We start from the raw sequence: 18,957 nt of genomic DNA, 5'->3' as shown, positions 1-18,957 counted from the left end.
AGGAAATTCTCTAAATATGAAAATACTTAAATTTGGTGGATCTTCACTTGCAAACGCAACAAAATTTTTATCTGTAGCTAATATCATTGAAAATAGCTTTAAAAAAGAACAAATAGCTGTTGTTCTGTCTGCACCTGAAAAAATTACTAATTTTTTAAATGATACAATTGAACAAGCCATTAAAAATAAAAACGTATTGCCTAATATAACTTTAATAAAAAATATATTACTTAAGCTAATTTATGATCTACAAAAACAAAAAAATAATTTTCCATACAAAAATATTGAAGAAACTATTAATAAAAAATTTTTAAAGTTAAAAAGTATTTTTAATGGAATAAGTTTATTAAATCAATGTCCTGATAACATCCGTGCAAAAATAATTTGTTGTGGAGAATTGTTATCTATAACTATTATGAAAAATATTCTCAAATCTATGTTTCATAATGTTACCACTATTGATCCTACAAAAAATCTTCTAGCAATAGGAAGTTATTTAGATTCTACTATCGACATTCAAACTTCTAAAAAAAGAATTAATTCAATCAACATACCTAAAAATCATATTATATTAATGGCTGGATTTATTGCTGGAAATAAAAACAACGAATTAGTTGTTTTAGGACGTAATGGGTCTGATTATTCTGCAGCGATTTTATCCGTGTGTTTAAAAGGAAATATTTGTGAAATTTGGACTGACGTAGATGGAATATATACATGTGATCCAAAACAAGTAGAAAATGCTAAGCTACTAAAATCTCTTTCTTATACAGAAGCCATGGAGCTATCTTATTTTGGAGCAAAAGTATTACATCCAAAAACTATTGCCCCCATTGCTCAATTTCAAATTCCATGCTTAATTAAGAATACTGCAAATCCAAATGCTATTGGAACTATGATATGTGAATACCCTAACGACGATACAACGCCTATAAAAGGAATTGCTCATCTAAATGATATAGCTATGTTTAATATTTCAGGACCGTGGATACATGATAGAATTACAATTACATCACGAATTTTGTCTGTTCTATCTTCAAGTGGAATTTGGATAATATTAATTACACAAGCTTCTTCAGAATTTAATATCAATTTTTGTATACTTAATAATTACGTACAACAAACTCATGATATATTAGAAAACGAATTTAAATTAGAATTAAATAATAAAATATTAATGCCAATAAAAATAATTAAAAAATTAGCTATTTTATCTATAATAGGATCAAAAATAAAAATTCAAAACAACATTTTTTCTAAAATATTTTTAGCACTAGCTAAAACTAACATACATATACTTTCTATTGGGCAAGGATCATCCAATAATTCTATTTCAATAGTAGTAAAAAACGATTCTGTTATACCTGGAATTAAAATAATTCACCACATTTTATTTAATAATAATAAAGTCATTGAGCTATTCTTAATTGGAATTGGAGGAGTAGGAAAAACTTTACTTAATCAATTAAATCAGCAAAAAAACCGGTTGAAATCACAAAATATTAATTTACAAGTTTGTGGAATTGCAAACTCAAAAATATTTCTTAAAAACTTAGATGGAATTGATTTAAATAGCTGGAAAAAAAGTTTTTCTATGTCTACTGAATTATTCGATATAAATAATTTAATAAAATTATCTAAAAATAATAATTTGCTTAATCCAATTATTATTGACTGTACTTCCGATCAAACAATAGCTAATCAGTATCCTAAGTTACTTACAAACGGATTTAACATAGTTGCATCTAATAAAAAAGCTAATACATCTAGTTTAAAATACTATCGAGAAATTAGATTAGCTTCATTACGCTCTAATAAAAAATTTTTATATGAAACAAATGTTGGAGCCGGGCTACCTATAATAGAAAATTTAAAAAACTTACTTCATTCTGGTGATAAATTAATACATTTCAGAGGAATTTTATCAGGATCATTATCTTTTATTTTTGGACGATTAGAAGAAAATGTACTGCTATCTGAAGCTACTAATCAAGCACAACAATTAGGATTTACTGAGCCTAACCCAAAAGATGATCTTTCTGGAATAGATGTAGCACGAAAATTGCTAATATTAGCTCGAGAAAGTGGATTAGATTTAGAACTACAAGATATTAAAATTGAACCTATATTACCTGATGACTTTAATTGTATCTCAAATTCCACTCATTTTATGATGCGACTTAAAGAACTAGACCAAATTTTTTCTAACAAAATAAGGAAAGCAAAAATTTTAGGAAAAACTTTAAGATTTATTGGAATCATTAATAAAGGAGGACAATGTCAAGTAAAATTAGATGAAGTTGACAAGAATGATCCATTATACGAAATTAAAAATGGAGAAAACGCATTAGCTTTTTATAGCAAATATTATCAACCAATTCCATTAATATTAAGAGGATACGGTGCAGGAAATAACGTAACTGCCGCTGGAGTATTTTCCGATATATTACGAATACTATCATAAAAAGAGTTTAAATAATGATAAAAATTTACTCTCCTGCATCAATTGGAAATGTAGGAGTTGGATTCGATGTATTAGGTGCTGCAATTGAACCAATAGATGGATCATTATTAGGAGATATTGTCACAATTGTTCCTTCAAATACTTTTAATTTAATAAGTAAAGGAATATTTTCAAATCAACTACCAACCAATATTCAAAAAAATATAGTTTGGAAATGTTGGAATTATTTTTGTTCTTTTCTTAATAAAAATATTCCAATAACTATTATTCTTGAAAAAAATATGCCGATTGGATCTGGATTGGGATCCAGCGCCTGTTCTGTTGTTGCTTCTATTATTGCTATGAATACATACTTAAATTATCCTATTAAAAAAACAGAACTATTACTCCTTATGGGAAACTTAGAAGGTTCAATATCTGGAAGTATACATTATGATAACGTCGCACCATGTTTTTTAGGAGGATTGCAATTGATAATTAATAAAAATAATATTATATGTCAAAAACTACCAATATTTAAAAATTGGTTGTGGACCATTGCTTGGCCTGGAGTTAAAATAACAACAGCAGATGCTAGAACAATACTACCTCCAAAATATAGTAAAGATATTTGCATAAAACATAGTCGTTATTTAGCTGGATTTATTCATTCCTTATATACAGAGCAACCAAAATTAGCTTCACAACTCATGAATGATGTTATTGCTGAACCATATCGAATTAAATTATTACCTAATTTTTTAAAAACAAAAAAAGAAATAAAAAAACTAGGAGCTATAGGATGTGGAATATCAGGATCTGGACCAACAATTTTTGCTATTTCTGATAACTTAAAAACTGCAAAAAATATAAAAAAGTGGCTTAATGATAATTACTTACAAACTAAACAAGGATTTGTACATATTTGTAAATTAGATGCTATAGGTACTCGTCAAATAGGATAAATATGAAACTTTATAATCTAAAAGATAAAAAAGAAGAAATTAATTTTTCTACAGCTGTAAAATTAGGATTAGGAAAAAAACAGGGTTTATTTTTTCCAAAAGAACTACCAGTAATTCCACGTGAAGAACTTTTAGAATTGTTAGAAATGAATTTTTTAAAACGAAGTAGTAAAATATTATCTACTATTATAGGAGATGAAATTTGCGCTTCTGATTTAGAAGAACAAGTTAATTCAGCCTTTTCTTGTACCACACCAATTATTATACCAATTTCACAAAACATATCTTGTTGTGAACTTTTTCATGGACCTACACTTGCCTTTAAAGATTTTGGAGCAAGATTTATGGCTCAAGTCATTTCTTTTCTAAATCATGATAAAAATGAAACCATAACAATTTTAACAGCAACGTCAGGAGACACAGGAGCAGCAGTAGCTCATGCATTTTATAATATGAAAAACGTTAGAGTAATAATTCTTTATCCTAAAGGAAGAATTAGCGAATTACAAGAAAAATTATTTTGTACATTAGGAGAAAATATAATAACTATTTCAGTTAACGGTAGTTTTGACGAATGCCAAAATCTAGTTAAACAAGCATTTAAAGATTATGAACTTAAAAAGTTGATTGGACTTAACTCTGCTAATTCAATTAATATTAGTAGATTATTTGCACAAATATGCTATTACTTCGAAGCTTTTTCTTTAATTACTAATGAACAAAAAAAAAATTTAGTTATATCTATTCCTTGTGGAAATTTTGGAAATATTACTGCAGGCTTACTAGCAAAATCCTTAGGACTCCCTATAAAATCATTTATAGCTGCTACTAATTCTAATGATACAGTTCCAAGATTTCTTAATACAGGAAAATGGCTACCTAAGAATACTGTATCAACAATTTCTAATGCTATGGACATCAGCCAACCGAATAATTGGCCAAGAGTAGAAGAATTATATAAAAGAAAAGAATGGTCGTTGAACAAACTAAGATTTGGTAGTGTCTCTGACAAATCAACAGAAGAAAGCTTAAAAGATCTAAAACAACAAGGTTATATTTCTGAACCACATGCAGCAATAGCATATAATTTATTAAAAGCTCAATTGAAAGATGATGAATTTGGGTTATTCCTAGGTACTGCGCATCCATCTAAATTTAAAAATACTGTAGAAAAAATATTAAAAATAACTTTATCTTTACCAGAAGAATTATCGAATCGAATCAAATTACCAATTTTATCTTATAATATTCGCCCTAACTTTTCAATACTGAAAAAATTTTTATTAAAAAAATAAAATATTACATGTATATAGAGAAATATCTGCTCTCTATATACAAAATACTAAAAACGTAAATATTTATTATATCTTTTAAAACATTTTTTTAAGAAATAATATATATTTATATTTTATGCAGAATGTGAATGATATCTCCATCATGAATATGATATTGTCTTCCTTCGATTCTCATTTTTCCAAACTTTTTAGAATTCTTTTCTCCTCCATATCGTATAAAATCAGGATATGAAATTACTTGAGCTCGAATAAAACCTTTACTTAAATCTGTATGAATACACCTTACTGACTTGAAAATTTCAATGCCACTAATCGTTGTCCATGCACGAACCTCTTTTTTCCCAGCAGTAAAAAATGTCTTCAATTTTAGTAATTTGTGTCCAAGAGCAGCAATAGAACTTAAACCTGATTCCTCTAAATCTGATTCTAAGACTTTAAATTTTTCACTTTTATCATTCTTTGCAAAATTACCGCGAAAAAAATCCATAAAAACTACTAAAACACTAGCATTCTGTTTTTTTGATAAATCATAAATATTTTCTATACATACATTATTATGAGAATTTCGACTAACATTAACAACATAAATCATAGGTTTTAATGTAATAAATTTTAAATGATCAATAACAAATATTTCTTCTATAGTTAAATCTAATAGTTTTAAAAACTTATTCTTTTGTAAACAACTTAAACAACGATACAATATTTCTAATTCTTGATCTACAATAATTTTTCGTAATAAATGATCCTTTTTAAGTTTATTTATTCTATTCTTACAAATTTCAAAATCAGACAATGTTAACTCTAAATTAATTATTTCGATATCATCAATAGGATTTATTCGGCCATAAATATGAATAATTCTATCATTTTTAAACCCTCGAACTACATGAATAATTAAATCTGTTTGTCTTATATGACTTAAAAATTTATTACCTAGTCCTTCTCCCTTATGCGCTCCTTGAACTAATCCAGCTATATCTACTAATTCTATATATGTAGGAATAATGCAGTTAGAATTAACTATATTAGAAATAATATTTAAACGATTATCAGAAACCAAAATTATCCCAACATTAGGTTTAATAGTACAAAATGGAAAATTTTCTGCTAGAGCATTCAGATTTGTCAAGCTATTAAATATAGTTGATTTACCAACATTTGGCAGCCCTACTAAACCACATTTAAAACTCATAACAATTGTTTACCTTATTAAAAGATAAGAAACATTTCATTTTAAAATTTACATTTTGTTTTTTAATGCATTGTTTAACGCTTAACTTTATTTTTTAAAAATTTTTGTGCTATCAAAATGTCTCTTTCTTTTATTAAGATATGAACCACATCGATCGCGCTCAATATAGATTTCTTAATTAAGTATTCTTCTTCTAATGTTGGAGAAGATAAAACAAAATCAGATATTTCTACTAATTTATCAGGACGACCAATACCAATTTGTATTCTTAAAAAATTGTTCTTCTTTGATAACACATTAATAATATTTCTTATTCCATTATGACCATTATGTCCACTACCTAATTTTAGTCGAATTAATCCAGGATTTAAATCTAATTCATCATGAATAATTAAAATTTCATCTAATTTAATTTGATAAAAATCAGAAACCGTTAAAATAGACCTACCACTCAAATTCATAAATTCATTAGGAATAAATAAGCGTACTTTACAATTAAAATACACAAGAGATGCAGTATATCCTGAAAGCTTTTTATTTTTTTTTAAAACTTGATTATGATAATTAGCTAAACTCCGAATAAACCAAGAACCTACATTATGCCTAGTATTATCATACTTGATAATCGGATTAGCTAATCCAGCTATCAATTTAATGTTTTTCAACTTAATTCCATAATATAAAATTATTAAACTTTAACAAATGCATATTTTAATTACACATTTATTTAAAAAACACTAATAAATCTTTTTAATTTTAAAAATTACATTTTCTAAAAAACATAATTTCTTATAAAATTAAATTTATTACCCATTAAATCTGTTACTAACTTCATTCCAATCTAATATATTCCAAAAAGCACGTATGTAATCTATCCGTCTATTTTGGTACTTTAAATAATAAGCATGTTCCCAAATATCTAGACCAAATATAGGAAAACCAGATATTCCAGATATATCTTTTCCCATCAATGGAGTATCTTGATTCATAGTAGTAGAAATAAATAACTTTTTATTTTGTTTAACCAACCAAACCCAACCAGAGCCAAAATGACTCATAGCAACTGTTTCAAATTTTTTTTTAAAGTTTTCAATAGAACCAAAATTATTTTCAAGAACAATTTTAAAATTACCTTTTAAAACAGTTCCGATTTTTAATATCTTCCAAAATAAACTATGATTTGCATGTCCACCTGCATTATTTCGTAACCCTATTTTATTACTAACGTTTATAGAATTTAATTTGGAAACTAAGTCTTCAATAGATAAATTCACAAAATCGCTATCATATAATATATCATTTGTATTATTTATATATGCTTGATGATGTTTAGTATGATGAATTCTCATCGTTTTTTCATCTAAATATGGTTCTAAACTATCATAAGAATAAGGAAGTAACGGCAAAATATAACTCATTTTATAATCCTATAGATAATAATGTATTTATGTTTTAAAAAATTTTATTTTAGAAATTTCACAGTTTTAATTACTAAAATACAATATAATTATAAGTTAACGATTTAACGTCGAAATCATGTATTACACTTGTAATAATTATTTATAAAATATAAACAACTTAATGCTATATTATACAGAAAATAACAAAGAATTAAATATATTTAATAATAAAACAAAAACCTAATGTGTACAACTAAAAAAAAATACTTCTTAAAAAAACGCTTTCGAACTTTTTATCCTGTAGTTATAGATATTGAAACTTCTGGATTTAATTCAAAAATAAATGCAATACTAGAAATTGCCGTTATTACACTAAAAATGAATTCACTAGGATTATTAGAACAAGAAACTTTACTACACTATCATATAAAACCTTTCGTAGGATCAATTATTGATCCTAATGCTATTGCATTTAATAAAATTGATCCTTTTAACCCATTACGTGGTGCTATTAGTGAATATAAAGCATTAAATTCTATATTTCAATTAATTCATAATGGAATTCAAAAACAAAAATGTAGCAAAAGTATTATTGTAGCTCATAATGCAATATTTGACTATAATTTTCTTATGGCTGCTATTGAAAGAAATAAAATAAAAAATAATCCATTTCATCCATTTGTCATCTTTGATACTGCTACATTAAGTGGGCTCGCAGTGGGACAGACAGTTTTAGCAAGAGCATGTAAAGCAATTGGATTAAAATTTGATAATAATCAAGCACATTCAGCTTTATATGACACAAAAAAAACAGCTAATTTATTTTGTAAAATAGTAAACCAGTGGAAAAAATTGGGTGGATGGCCACCCAATAATCAATAATTAATGTTTTAAATTAAAACATACAATTATCATTAAACTTACTTTTTTATTAAATAAGATTATTGATCTTTTAGAATGATCGTATTTTAATATTTTCAATATTTTATTAAATATAATGAAATTATTTAGTTGCTTCTGTAACTAAACGTTTTAATTCTCCACTATTAAATAATTCTAAAATAATATTACAACCACCTATAAGTTTTCCATTTATCCATAATTGTGGAAAAGTTGGCCAATTAGCATATTTTGGTAATTCAATTCGAATGTCTGAGTGTTTAAGAATATCAATATATGCAAATTTTTCACAACATGAAGATAAAGCTTGAATAGCTTGAGCAGAAAAACCACAACTAGGAGATTCAGGAGATCCTTTTATATAAATTAGAATAGGATTTTTTTTAATTTGATCTTGAATTTTTTTTATAGTATTCATATAACTTTATTCCTATATATTTTTGAAAATTACAACATTAAAATTACATAATTATTGTTTATATTTTAAATATCGAAAATTTACTACTAGATTATAGCTATTTTTTATTATATAATCCTTAAGAGGGGCTGATTTTGGATTCGACAAAATTATTGAAAACTAAAAGTGCATGCCGAGGAGCGGTTTGCCTCGTTAAAAGCCGTAAAATTATAATAGCAAAAAATAAAACTTATGCTTTAGCAGCTTAATAAACTGAATTTAAAGCCCTCATTTTTTATTTTTCTCTTAAAATAAAAAAGTTAGAGGTTAATTAGAAAGAGATCGCGAATTAAAGTTATGCTTATTACTTTAATCGTTAAAATTATAATAAGCGAAAATCTATAGCGCGTCTATACGTTTATAGATAAAAACAACAATGTAATAGACTAAGCATGTAGTACTGAAGTCGTAAAAATTTTGGACGCGGGTTCGAATCCCGCCAGCTCCACAAATAAAAACTAGTATAAACTCAAATCTTTTTACTTTTAAAATAGAATAACATTCTATAAAAAATAGATAAAAATTTTAATTAAGATAAAATTATTTTATCTAAATATATTTAGGAGCATATTTTATATTAAAATTCTATTATTATTAATATACAATTTGTTTAAATATTAAAAGATTATTTTTTTGACCAATTTAATTTAGAACTTAACATTTTAAAATAGCTATAATTTTTAGGATGTATCAAACACAAAAAATCATTACTTCTTTTAACCACAATTATATCATGTTTATCTACTGACAATATTATCTGACTATCACAACTAATTTTTAATTTCGATGTAGTTTCCATACATTTTAAATGAATTGTACTAGTGCTATTAATAACTAAAGGACGAGACGATAAAGTATGAGGAAACATAGGAACTAGTACAATAGCTTCTAATGAAGTAACTAAAATTGGACCACCAGCAGAAAGTGAGTACCCAGTTGATCCCGTAGGAGTAGAAATAATTAAACCATCTGAACGTTGAGAAAAAGCAAAATCACCGTTAATATATACTTCAAAATCTATCATATGCGCTACATGTTCAGCATGTAATACTATTTCATTAATAGCTTTACTTATTGAAAATAATCCATTTTTTTTAACTACTTTTACTTCTAATAAAAAACGATTTTCCTGAATATATTCTCCAGACAAAACACACAATAACTGTTTTAATGCAGTATCAGGGTTTAAATCGGTTAGAAAACCTAATTTTCCCCTATTAATGCCAATAATTTTTATTTTATAAGAAGATAATATACGAGCAGTATATAACATATTTCCATCACCACCCACAACTATTACTAAGTCACATTGTTTTCCTATATTGGATAGCGAATCAATATTAATATTTTTTAAACCTAACTGACCTGCTACTTTGTCTTCAATAATAACATGATAATTTTTTTTTAACCAATGATAAAGAATTTTATGTGTAGATAATGCACTAAAATGACGAGGATAACCTACTATTCCAATGCAATGAAAATATTGTTTCACGAAATTAGTTCCTTTATAATAAAATTATATATTGTTAATTTAATATATAATACTTAATAATTCATTTTCATTCTTAAAATTTAATAAATACAAATACTTAAATACAGGTAAAATTTATGAATCATAAAAACGAAAATTTAGATTCTATCCAAAGTGATAAAAAAGATATTACAAAAAAAGAAAAAATTAATACGCATAAATGCAATTCTTTTAACGATATTAACCAATTAAATAATACAATACTCAATATAAAAAAAGATATTATTAATATAAAGTTACGAGAACAAGCTGAAATAGAAAATATAAAAAAAAACGTTAATAAAAAAATACACGAAATCAAAAAAACGCAATTACAATATTTTTGTACTCATCTAATTCCAATATTGGATAGCTTAAAAAATATAAAAAATATTGCATATAAACTAAATATTAAACATAACAAAATTATTGAAGGAATTTCATTAACATTAAAATCATTACTCAATATAGTTCAAAAATTTGATCTAATTATAGAAAAAGAAAAAAATATAAAATTTAACACATCATTACATCAAACTGAATCTAATGAAATAATAAATGATACTGATACATACTATGTATCTTCAATAATTCGAGATGGTTATATATGTCAAGGAAAAATAATTCGAAAAGCTATAGTAAAAATCAAAAAAGAAATATAATAGTTTAACAACATAAATTAAATTCATTAAAATATTTACTTTAAAATAATACAATATAATATACTTATAAAAATATAAAATAAGTTATAAAAGCCAATTAATTGGAATTTTATGTTGTTTTTTTAACAAAATATTCGTTTTTGAAAAATGGCGGCATCCAAAAAAACCTTGATAATATGACAATGGTGATGGATGCGATGCCAATAAAACATGATGTTTGTGAATACAGATCTCTTTTATCTTTTTTTTAGCATATGACCCCCATAATAGAAAAATAATTCCCGAATGATATTCATTGATAATTCTTATCACTTGGTTAGTAAAAATCTCCCATCCTAAATTAGCATGAGAGCCAGGCTTACCTGATTCTACTGTTAAAATAGAATTTAATAAAAATACCCCCTGATTAGCCCAATTTTCAAGACAACCATGATTAAATAGAACATTATATTTCATATCACTAATCAATTCTTTTTGTATATTCAACAAAGAGGGAGGAATTTTAATACCTTTTCGAACAGAAAATGCTAATCCATGCGCTTGACCTTTTTTAAAATACGGGTCTTGACCTATAATAACTACTTTAATATCAAAAAACTTTGTTAATACAAAAGCATTAAACACTTCGTGTTTGGGAGGATAAATTACTTTAGTTTTTCTAGCATTAGAAAGATATTTAATAATGTTAATAAAATACAATTTTTTTTTTCTTGTTCTAACACATCCTTCCAGTTTATGATACAATTTTTCATCAAGATATTCCAAATTTTTTATGTTTTCTACTTACTTTAACATAATAATATTGTTTAAATGATTTTAAACATACTATATTGTTTTGTTAATTGGTAACATAATTTAAAGTTAGTAACTATAAATATTTTAAATAAAAAGTTAAATATTCATAAAATAAATAATTTAAATTAATTTTCTATACAAATATAGGAATAAAAATGTTAATAACCTATCCAGCTCCTGATTTTACTGCACCCGCTATCTACCATAACGATGATATCGTTGATAACTTTAATTTCAGAAGTCATATTAATGGGAAAACCACTGTACTATTTTTTTGGCCTATGGATTTTACATTTGTTTGTCCTTCAGAAATTATAGCATTCGATAGATCTCTATCTGAATTTATAAAAAGAAATACAGAAGTTATAGGAGTGTCTATCGATTCAATATACGTACATCATGCTTGGCGTCAATCTGATCCTAAACAAGGAGGAATTGGAAAGATAAAATATATAATAGTTTCTGATATAAAAAGAGAAATACAAAAATTATATAAAATTGAACATCCTACACTAGGTATAGCATTAAGAGCATCATTTTTAATTGATAAACATGGAATAATTCGCCATCAAATAGTTAACGATTTACCTTTTGGAAGAAACATTTCTGATATAATAAGAATGATAGATGCTCTTCATTTCCATGAAACATATGGAGAAGTTTGTCCAGCTAATTGGAAACCGGGAAAAAATGGAATGACAGCAACTTCAAGTGGGGTCAAACAATATTTTAAAAACTTATATAACACCAAATAAAATAATTTTATATAAAATATATTAAGAGTTAAAAATTAATGATATAAACCAGCAGAGAAAAATTTATTGCTGGTTTTATTTATTCAATAAAAAACTTATTACAAAAATATCTTAAAAATTTAAATAAAATTATCGTCTTCAAAAGCATTGCAGTCATCATCATCACTAACATCATAATCTGATCGATTATAATCTTCAATGTTATCATCTACATGCGTACTATTATTATCACTAATATATTGACTATGTATAGGATCACTATCTGTAGAATTTAATCCCGTATGAGAAGAGTCAATATGATGTACTGCATCTATTATCTCTTCTTCAGGTTTTTTATTCTGAAAAAGATTCATTAACATATTTGCCATAACAACACCACCAGCAACACCTGCAGCAGTTTGAAGTGCTCCACTAAGAAATCCATTTGTATTATTTATAGTTCCCGATTGAGGTATAGCACTAGAGTGAACTTGTGAAGGAAAAGAACTAACATTAGAATCTTGAATTTTGTTATAAGGTTTATTTAAAGTGTTATTTGAATGCGAATCCAAGACATTTTGGGTTTTTTTTGATCCGAATAAACTAGATAAAAAACCTGTAGATGACGTATCTTTTTTGTCTTTCTGATTTTTATCAGATTTACTATCTAACAAAGAAATTTGTTCGTTTAATTTCTTTATTGCCGTTTCTTGAATTAAAATCGTTTGTGCCATGTAATAAGGTGAATTCGGGTATTTTTCTAATAAATCTTTAATTAATTTTTCAGCTACATTATCTCGATCAGAAGATTCAATTTCAGTTTTATGTAATCGAGAAAATAAGCTTTCTATTAACTGTTTTTCGTTATTATTCATAATAAACCTCGTACACTTACATTATAAAATAATATTATTATATATTAAATTCAAATACCACTTTAAAATACTAACAATATAAAATAGTATTATAAAACAAAATATTAAAAATAAAGTAATATATATAAGCACAATAATGTTTAGTTTACAATATATATAATAATAAAACTATACTATTCAGTTTGATTATATTATTAAGAACAAGAATACACTACATAATATTATAAAATGACATTTTTATCAATTAAAATGCATTTTTGAAAAAATTTTCAAAAAATATGAAAATATAATTTTTATATAACTACTCTGTTTAATTAATCATTTTATGGAATTAATACTCCATATTTAGTATTACTCACTTTAAAATTTATAAATAAAAATTTATTTCTGTAATAAAATTACTTATATTTCTAAATAACTAAAATTACAGTAAATCACTATATCACAAATTTAAAATAATTTTTATATAAAATATTTTATGTTAATCAAATTTTTCATTATGATATCATCATTATGAATATTACAAAAAAGAATAATTCAACTATGGATAAAATTGCAAAAGAAATTATAAATATTAATATTGAAGATGAACTTAAAAACTCTTATTTAGATTATGCCATGTCAGTTATTATCGGACGGGCTTTGCCAGACGTAAGAGATGGATTAAAACCAGTTCATAGAAGAATATTATTCGCTATGAAATCACTGAGTAATGATTGGAATAAATTGTATAAAAAGTCAGCTAGGATAGTAGGAGATGTTATTGGAAAATATCACCCGCACGGAGATACTGCTGTATACGATGCTATAGTAAGAATGGCACAATCCTTTTCACTGCGATATACACTTATTGATGGACAAGGAAATTTTGGATCAATAGATGGAGATTCTGCAGCAGCTATGAGATATACCGAAATTAGAATGTCTAAAATTGCATATGAATTACTAAATGATTTAGATAAAGAAACAGTAAAATTCATTCCAAACTACGATGGGACAGAAAAAATTCCTGAAGTATTACCCACAAAAATACCTAATTTACTTATAAATGGTTCATCTGGAATTGCAGTAGGAATGGCAACTAACATTCCGCCTCATAACATAAACGAAATAATAAACGGGTGTCTAGCTCTTATAGACAATAACGAAATTACGCTAACAAAACTTATGGAATATATTCCAGGTCCTGATTTTCCTACTGCTGGAATAATTAATGGATGTAAGGGTATTGCAGAGGCATACCAAACAGGAAAAGGAAAAATCCAAATTAGAGCAAAAAGTAAGATAGAAGTTCAAGAAAAAACAAAAAAAGAATCTTTAATTATTTTCGAATTACCTTATCAAGTTAATAAATCACGAGTAATCGAAAAAATTGCTGAATTAATAAAAGAAAAAAAAGTTGAAGGCATTAGTGGTCTTCGTGACGAATCAGATAAAGAAGGTATGAGAATAGTAATCGAAATAAAAAGAGAGGCAAAATCAGAAATTATCCTTAACAAATTATATACTTTAACTCAATTACAAATTTCTTTTGGCATTAATATGGTCGCTTTAACACATGGGAAACCTAAAATAATGTCTTTAAAAGACATTTTAAAAGCGTTTATATCTCATCGTAAAACGATAATCACTAAACGAAGTCTATTCGAATTAAAAAAAATACAAAAAAAAATACACGTTATTGAAGGACTAGTAATATCTTTAGAAAATATAGATATTATTATTTCATTAATTAAAAATTCCACTTCACTATCGGAAGCAAAAAAGTTATTGCTATCTAAAAATTGGTATTCAGATGCTTCAAAATATAAGAACATATTAAAAAATAATAGTATGAAATCCCACTTTTTACAATCTAATAAAAATAATAGCAATACATTATTTCTTACAAAAATACAAGTAAATTCAATATTAGAATTACAACTTCAAAAACTTACTAATTTAGAACTTTCCAAACTTATTAAAGAACACAAAAAACTTACTATGTCTTCTATAATATTAGATGATATATTAAATAATGCTAATACATTAATTAATATTATGAAAAAAGAATTAATTAATATAAAACATTACTTTGGAGATAAAAGACGTACACAAATTGCTAAAAATTACGAAGATATTAATATTTCTGACATGATAAATCAAGAAGATGTTGTAGTAACTTTATCGCATTCAGGATACGTAAAATATCAACCACTTTCTACTTACGAAGCACAAAAACGGGGCGGAAAAGGGAAATCAGCAGCAAAAACGAAAGAAGAAGACTTTATAGAAAGCTTGTTAGTAGCTAATACACATGATACGATCCTTTGCTTTTCTAGTCGAGGAATAATATATTGGATGAAAGTTTATCAATTACCAGAAGCTAGTAGACATGCTCGTGGGCGTCCTATAGTAAATCTTTTACCTCTTAACACACAAGAAAGAATAACAGCAATATTACCTATTTCAGAATACAAAGATAGTATAAATATTTTTATGGCTACCGCTAAAGGAATGGTAAAAAAAACTAATCTCTGTGAATTTAAAAAACCAAGAACAGCAGGTATTATTGCTATTAAATTAAAAAATGACGATGAACTGATCGGGGTATCTCTCACCAATGGAAAAGATAAAATCATGTTGTTTACTGCAATAGGGAAAGCTGTCCATTTTTCTGAAAAATCAGTGAGAACAATGGGAAGAAATACTTCTGGAATGAAAGGAATAGCAATAAACAAACAAGATAAAGTTGTTTCTTTAGTTGTACCTAAAGGAACTGGTAATATATTAATTGTAACTGAAAATGGATACGGAAAACGAACAGAAATTTGCGAATTTCCAATTAAATCTAGAGCCACTCGTGGAACTATTGCCATAAAAATAACTAAAAAAAACGGAATAATGATTGGAGCTATGCAAGTTATAGAAAAAGATCAAATTATGATTATAACCAATGCCGGGACGCTAGTTAGAACTAGAATATCAGAAATTGGTATACTTGGAAGAAATACACAAGGTGTTATTTTGATTCGAACTGCAGAAAAAGAAAAAGTAGTTGCTGTACAAAAAGCAAATGAATCACTTTTATAACTCATCTTATAAATAATTAGTTTTCCAAAACATATAATCATTTTATATTTTCATAAGTATAGAATATATAATTTATAAATATATTTTAAGAAAATACATAATTGAAATAAATTTTATACAACTAAAATTATACAACTTTATATTCAATAATAAACTATTATAAAATGTGATTTGTAAATTAATTATTGCAAACTTTTTACATTTTATTACTACTAAATAATTCACAACTATAAAATTAATATTACCAATAAAATATCTAATTAATTTATATTAAATAACAACGCTAAATATATATGAAAGATTAGGAAAGATGGGATGAATCAAACATTATTAGTTACTAAAAGAAATGGAAAAAAAGAATTGATTAATTTAGAAAAAATTCACCGAGTATTACACTGGGCAGCAAAAGACCTAGACAATATTTCTATATCTCAAGTAGCATTGAAATCTAGAATACAATTTTATAATAATATAAAAACGACCACTATACATAAAACTATTATAAAAGCTACAGCAGACTTAATTTCTGAAAGTTCTCCTGATTATCAATATATGGCTGCTAGATTAGCTATATTTCACCTTAGAAAAAAAGCTTTTGGTCAATTTAATCCTCCTGCTTTATACAAGTACGTACAAAAAATGGTAAAATTAGGAAAATATGATAAACACTTATTAGAAGATTATTCTAAAATAGAATACACACAAATGGATTCTTTTATTAGACATTGTCGGGATATGAATTTTTCTTATGCCGCAGTAAAGCAACTAGAAGGAAAATACTTAATACAAAATAGAATTACTAAAAAAATTTATGAAAGTGCTCAATTTCTATATATTATGATATCAGCATGTCTATTTCACAAATATCCAAAAAAAACAAGAATGAAATATGTAAAAAACTTTTATAACGCAATATCTACTTTTAAAATTTCTTTACCCACTCCAATTATGGCAGGATTAAGAACACCTACACGCCAATTTAGTTCTTGTGTTTTAATCGAATGTGATGATAATTTAGATTCTATCAATGCTACTACTAGTGCAATTGTAAAATATATTTCTCAACGTGCTGGAATTGGAATTAATGCCGGACGAATTAGAGCTATAGGAAGTCCTATTAGAAAAGGAGATGCATTTCACACCGGATGTATCCCATTTTACAAACATTTTCAAAGCGCTGTAAAATCATGCTCTCAAGGAGGTATTAGAGGTGGGGCTGCTACAATATTTTATCCAATTTGGCATCTTGAAGTAGAAAATTTATTAGTACTAAAAAATAATAGAGGAGTAGATGAAAATCGTGTTCGACATATGGATTATGGAATACAAATCAATAAATTAATGTATCAACGAATGATATTAGGACAATATATCACTTTATTTAGTCCATCAGATGTTCCGAACTTATATAATTATTTTTTTTCTAATCAAGAAAAGTTTGAATTCTTATATATTAAATACGAAAATGATATAACAATTCGAAAAAAACAAATTAAAGCAATCAGCTTATTTTCTTTAATGATGCAAGAACGAACCTCTACTGGAAGAATTTATATACAAAATATAGATCATTGTAATACACATAGTGCTTTTAATCCAAAATTGGCACCTATTAGACAATCTAATTTATGTTTAGAAATTACATTACCAACCAATCCATTAAACGACATTCATGATGTTAATGGAGAAATTGCATTATGCACATTATCTGCTATCAATTTAGGTTCTTTAAAAAATTTAAAAGATCTATCAAAACTATCAAATTTAATAGTTAGAGCATTAGATTCAGTATTAGATTATCAAAACTATCCTATTATAGGAGCTAAAAAATCAGCATTATCTAGAAGATCATTAGGAATCGGAGTAATTAACTATGCATATTATTTAGCTAAAAATAAAGTACGCTATTCAGATGGAAGTGCCAATTCTATCACTCACAAAACATTTGAAGCAATACAATATTATTTGCTAAATGCATCATGTAAATTAGCAAAAGAAAAAGGAGCATGCGCTTGGTTCAATCAAACAACATATTACCAGGGAATTTTGCCTATAGATACTTATAAAAAAGAAGTAGATAATATTTGTAACGAACCACTACGTTTAAATTGGGAATTACTAAGACAAAAAATAAAAAAATATGGATTACGAAATTCTACACTATCAGCGTTAATGCCTTCAGAAACATCTTCTCAAATTTCTAATGCTACTAATGGAATAGAACCACCTAGAGGATTTGTTAGTATAAAAGTATCAAAAGATGGAATGCTCAGACAAGTTGTTCCTGAATATAAAAAATTAAAATCATATTATGAATTATTATGGAATATTCCAAATAATGTGGGCTACTTACAATTAGCTAGTATTATGCAAAAATTTATAGATCAATCAATTTCTACTAATACTAACTATGATCCTAAATCTTTTACTAATGGGAAAATACCAATGAAGCAATTAATAATAGATTTATTAACAGCTTATAAATTAGGTTTAAAGACGTTGTATTATCAAAATACTAGAGATGATGCAAAAGATTATCAAACTGAATTTTCAACATTTACTAATAATGATAATTGTGATAATGGGGCATGTAAAATATAAATTTTCATTCAATCTAAATATAATTAAATTTAATATCTCATACAGGAATA

14 protein-coding genes, 1 other RNA gene and 1 pseudogene are annotated in these 18,957 nt (G+C 25.8%); 9 read left to right on the top strand and 7 right to left on the bottom strand.

From position 1 onward, the window contains the following. Nucleotides 1-16 precede the first annotated feature (16 nt). From thrA to thrC, 3 genes are read left to right on the top strand one after another with little or no spacing between them, the layout of a single operon-like run. Complete coding sequence (gene thrA / locus UAT33_00905; protein XBC44011.1) at nt 17-2,464, top strand: bifunctional aspartate kinase/homoserine dehydrogenase I; 2,448 nt, start codon at nt 17-19, stop codon at nt 2,462-2,464. A gap of 14 nt (nt 2,465-2,478) precedes the next feature. Continuing rightward, nucleotides 2,479-3,408 carry a homoserine kinase gene (gene thrB / locus UAT33_00900; GenBank protein XBC44010.1) on the top strand — a complete coding sequence of 310 codons (930 nt, stop codon included), beginning with the start codon at nt 2,479-2,481 and terminating at the stop codon, nt 3,406-3,408. A gap of 2 nt (nt 3,409-3,410) precedes the next feature. Continuing rightward, entirely contained in the window at nt 3,411-4,703 is a 1,293-nt protein-coding gene (thrC, locus tag UAT33_00895; protein XBC44009.1) for a threonine synthase, read from the top strand. Nucleotides 4,704-4,809: 106 nt separating this feature from the next. Here the strand turns inward: thrC and ychF are convergent, their stop codons facing one another. The 3 genes from ychF to UAT33_00880 form a co-directional block, all read right to left on the bottom strand. After that, complete coding sequence (gene ychF, locus UAT33_00890) at nt 4,810-5,898, bottom strand: redox-regulated ATPase YchF (protein ID XBC44008.1); 1,089 nt, start codon at nt 5,896-5,898, stop codon at nt 4,810-4,812. 74 nt (nt 5,899-5,972) lie between these two features. Further along, a complete protein-coding gene (pth, locus tag UAT33_00885; GenBank protein ID XBC44099.1) occupies nt 5,973-6,548 on the bottom strand; it encodes an aminoacyl-tRNA hydrolase in 576 nt (191 codons plus the stop codon). 156 nt (nt 6,549-6,704) lie between these two features. Further along, the gene (locus UAT33_00880) at nt 6,705-7,316 is read right to left on the bottom strand and encodes a Fe-Mn family superoxide dismutase (protein ID XBC44007.1); all 612 of its coding nucleotides are present in this window, start codon (nt 7,314-7,316) and stop codon (nt 6,705-6,707) included. Nucleotides 7,317-7,541: 225 nt separating this feature from the next. Between UAT33_00880 and rnt the strand changes: the two genes are divergently transcribed. Continuing rightward, complete coding sequence (rnt, locus tag UAT33_00875) at nt 7,542-8,180, top strand: ribonuclease T (GenBank protein ID XBC44006.1); 639 nt, start codon at nt 7,542-7,544, stop codon at nt 8,178-8,180. Between the two features lie 121 nt (nt 8,181-8,301). Here rnt and grxD read toward each other — a convergent pair whose 3' ends face one another. Beyond that, nucleotides 8,302-8,616: a Grx4 family monothiol glutaredoxin gene (grxD, locus tag UAT33_00870; protein ID XBC44005.1), complete on the bottom strand. Its 315-nt coding sequence runs from the start codon at nt 8,614-8,616 to the stop codon at nt 8,302-8,304. A 124-nt stretch (nt 8,617-8,740) separates the two neighbouring features. Between grxD and ssrA the strand changes: the two genes are divergently transcribed. Further along, nucleotides 8,741-9,106, top strand: a transfer-messenger RNA (tmRNA) gene (ssrA, locus tag UAT33_00865). A gap of 174 nt (nt 9,107-9,280) precedes the next feature. Here ssrA and nadK read toward each other — a convergent pair. Further along, the gene (gene nadK, locus UAT33_00860) at nt 9,281-10,150 is read right to left on the bottom strand and encodes an NAD(+) kinase (protein ID XBC44004.1); all 870 of its coding nucleotides are present in this window, start codon (nt 10,148-10,150) and stop codon (nt 9,281-9,283) included. A 116-nt stretch (nt 10,151-10,266) separates the two neighbouring features. On the opposite strand from nadK, the gene grpE reads away from it, so the two are divergent. Beyond that, complete coding sequence (gene grpE, locus UAT33_00855) at nt 10,267-10,830, top strand: nucleotide exchange factor GrpE (GenBank protein XBC44003.1); 564 nt, start codon at nt 10,267-10,269, stop codon at nt 10,828-10,830. 84 nt (nt 10,831-10,914) lie between these two features. Here grpE and ung read toward each other — a convergent pair. Next, nucleotides 10,915-11,582: pseudogene (gene ung / locus UAT33_00850) on the bottom strand (uracil-DNA glycosylase). Between the two features lie 198 nt (nt 11,583-11,780). Between ung and UAT33_00845 the strand changes: the two are divergent. Continuing rightward, a complete protein-coding gene (locus UAT33_00845) occupies nt 11,781-12,380 on the top strand; it encodes a redoxin domain-containing protein (GenBank protein XBC44002.1) in 600 nt (199 codons plus the stop codon). 119 nt (nt 12,381-12,499) lie between these two features. On the opposite strand, the gene UAT33_00840 is transcribed toward UAT33_00845, so the two are convergent. Further along, on the bottom strand, nt 12,500-13,234 hold the full coding sequence (locus UAT33_00840; GenBank protein XBC44001.1) for a DUF2076 family protein: 735 nt from the start codon (nt 13,232-13,234) through the stop codon (nt 12,500-12,502). Between the two features lie 543 nt (nt 13,235-13,777). Here UAT33_00840 and gyrA point away from each other — a divergent pair. Both gyrA and nrdA read left to right on the top strand, forming a co-directional pair. Continuing rightward, nucleotides 13,778-16,306, top strand: a complete 2,529-nt coding sequence (gene gyrA, locus UAT33_00835; protein ID XBC44098.1) for a DNA topoisomerase (ATP-hydrolyzing) subunit A — start codon at nt 13,778-13,780, stop codon at nt 16,304-16,306. 315 nt (nt 16,307-16,621) lie between these two features. Continuing rightward, on the top strand, nt 16,622-18,907 hold the full coding sequence (gene nrdA / locus UAT33_00830; protein XBC44000.1) for a class 1a ribonucleoside-diphosphate reductase subunit alpha: 2,286 nt from the start codon (nt 16,622-16,624) through the stop codon (nt 18,905-18,907). The last annotated feature ends 50 nt before the right edge of the window (nt 18,908-18,957 follow it).

This window comes from Buchnera aphidicola (Floraphis choui), from assembly GCA_039830045.1.
GTDB lineage: Bacteria > Pseudomonadota > Gammaproteobacteria > Enterobacterales > Enterobacteriaceae > Buchnera_B > Buchnera_B aphidicola_AX.
The sequence above is the reverse complement of the archived record's forward strand: the minus strand, read 5'-3'. Positions and strand labels throughout refer to the sequence as shown.

What these genes read in the sequence shown, in the direction of transcription:
- UAT33_00845 (XBC44002.1), top strand. Translation starts at nt 11,781, where the DNA reads ATGTTAATAACCTATCCAGCTCCTGATTTTACTGCACCCGCTATCTAC.
- thrB (XBC44010.1), top strand. Translation starts at nt 2,479, where the DNA reads ATGATAAAAATTTACTCTCCTGCATCAATTGGAAATGTAGGAGTTGGA.
- rnt (XBC44006.1), top strand. Translation starts at nt 7,542, where the DNA reads ATGTGTACAACTAAAAAAAAATACTTCTTAAAAAAACGCTTTCGAACT.
- nrdA (XBC44000.1), top strand. Translation starts at nt 16,622, where the DNA reads ATGAATCAAACATTATTAGTTACTAAAAGAAATGGAAAAAAAGAATTG.
- UAT33_00840 (XBC44001.1), bottom strand. Translation starts at nt 13,234, where the DNA reads ATGAATAATAACGAAAAACAGTTAATAGAAAGCTTATTTTCTCGATTA.
- ychF (XBC44008.1), bottom strand. Translation starts at nt 5,898, where the DNA reads ATGAGTTTTAAATGTGGTTTAGTAGGGCTGCCAAATGTTGGTAAATCA.
- grxD (XBC44005.1), bottom strand. Translation starts at nt 8,616, where the DNA reads ATGAATACTATAAAAAAAATTCAAGATCAAATTAAAAAAAATCCTATT.
- UAT33_00880 (XBC44007.1), bottom strand. Translation starts at nt 7,316, where the DNA reads ATGAGTTATATTTTGCCGTTACTTCCTTATTCTTATGATAGTTTAGAA.
- thrC (XBC44009.1), top strand. Translation starts at nt 3,411, where the DNA reads ATGAAACTTTATAATCTAAAAGATAAAAAAGAAGAAATTAATTTTTCT.
- gyrA (XBC44098.1), top strand. Translation starts at nt 13,778, where the DNA reads ATGGATAAAATTGCAAAAGAAATTATAAATATTAATATTGAAGATGAA.
- thrA (XBC44011.1), top strand. Translation starts at nt 17, where the DNA reads ATGAAAATACTTAAATTTGGTGGATCTTCACTTGCAAACGCAACAAAA.
- grpE (XBC44003.1), top strand. Translation starts at nt 10,267, where the DNA reads ATGAATCATAAAAACGAAAATTTAGATTCTATCCAAAGTGATAAAAAA.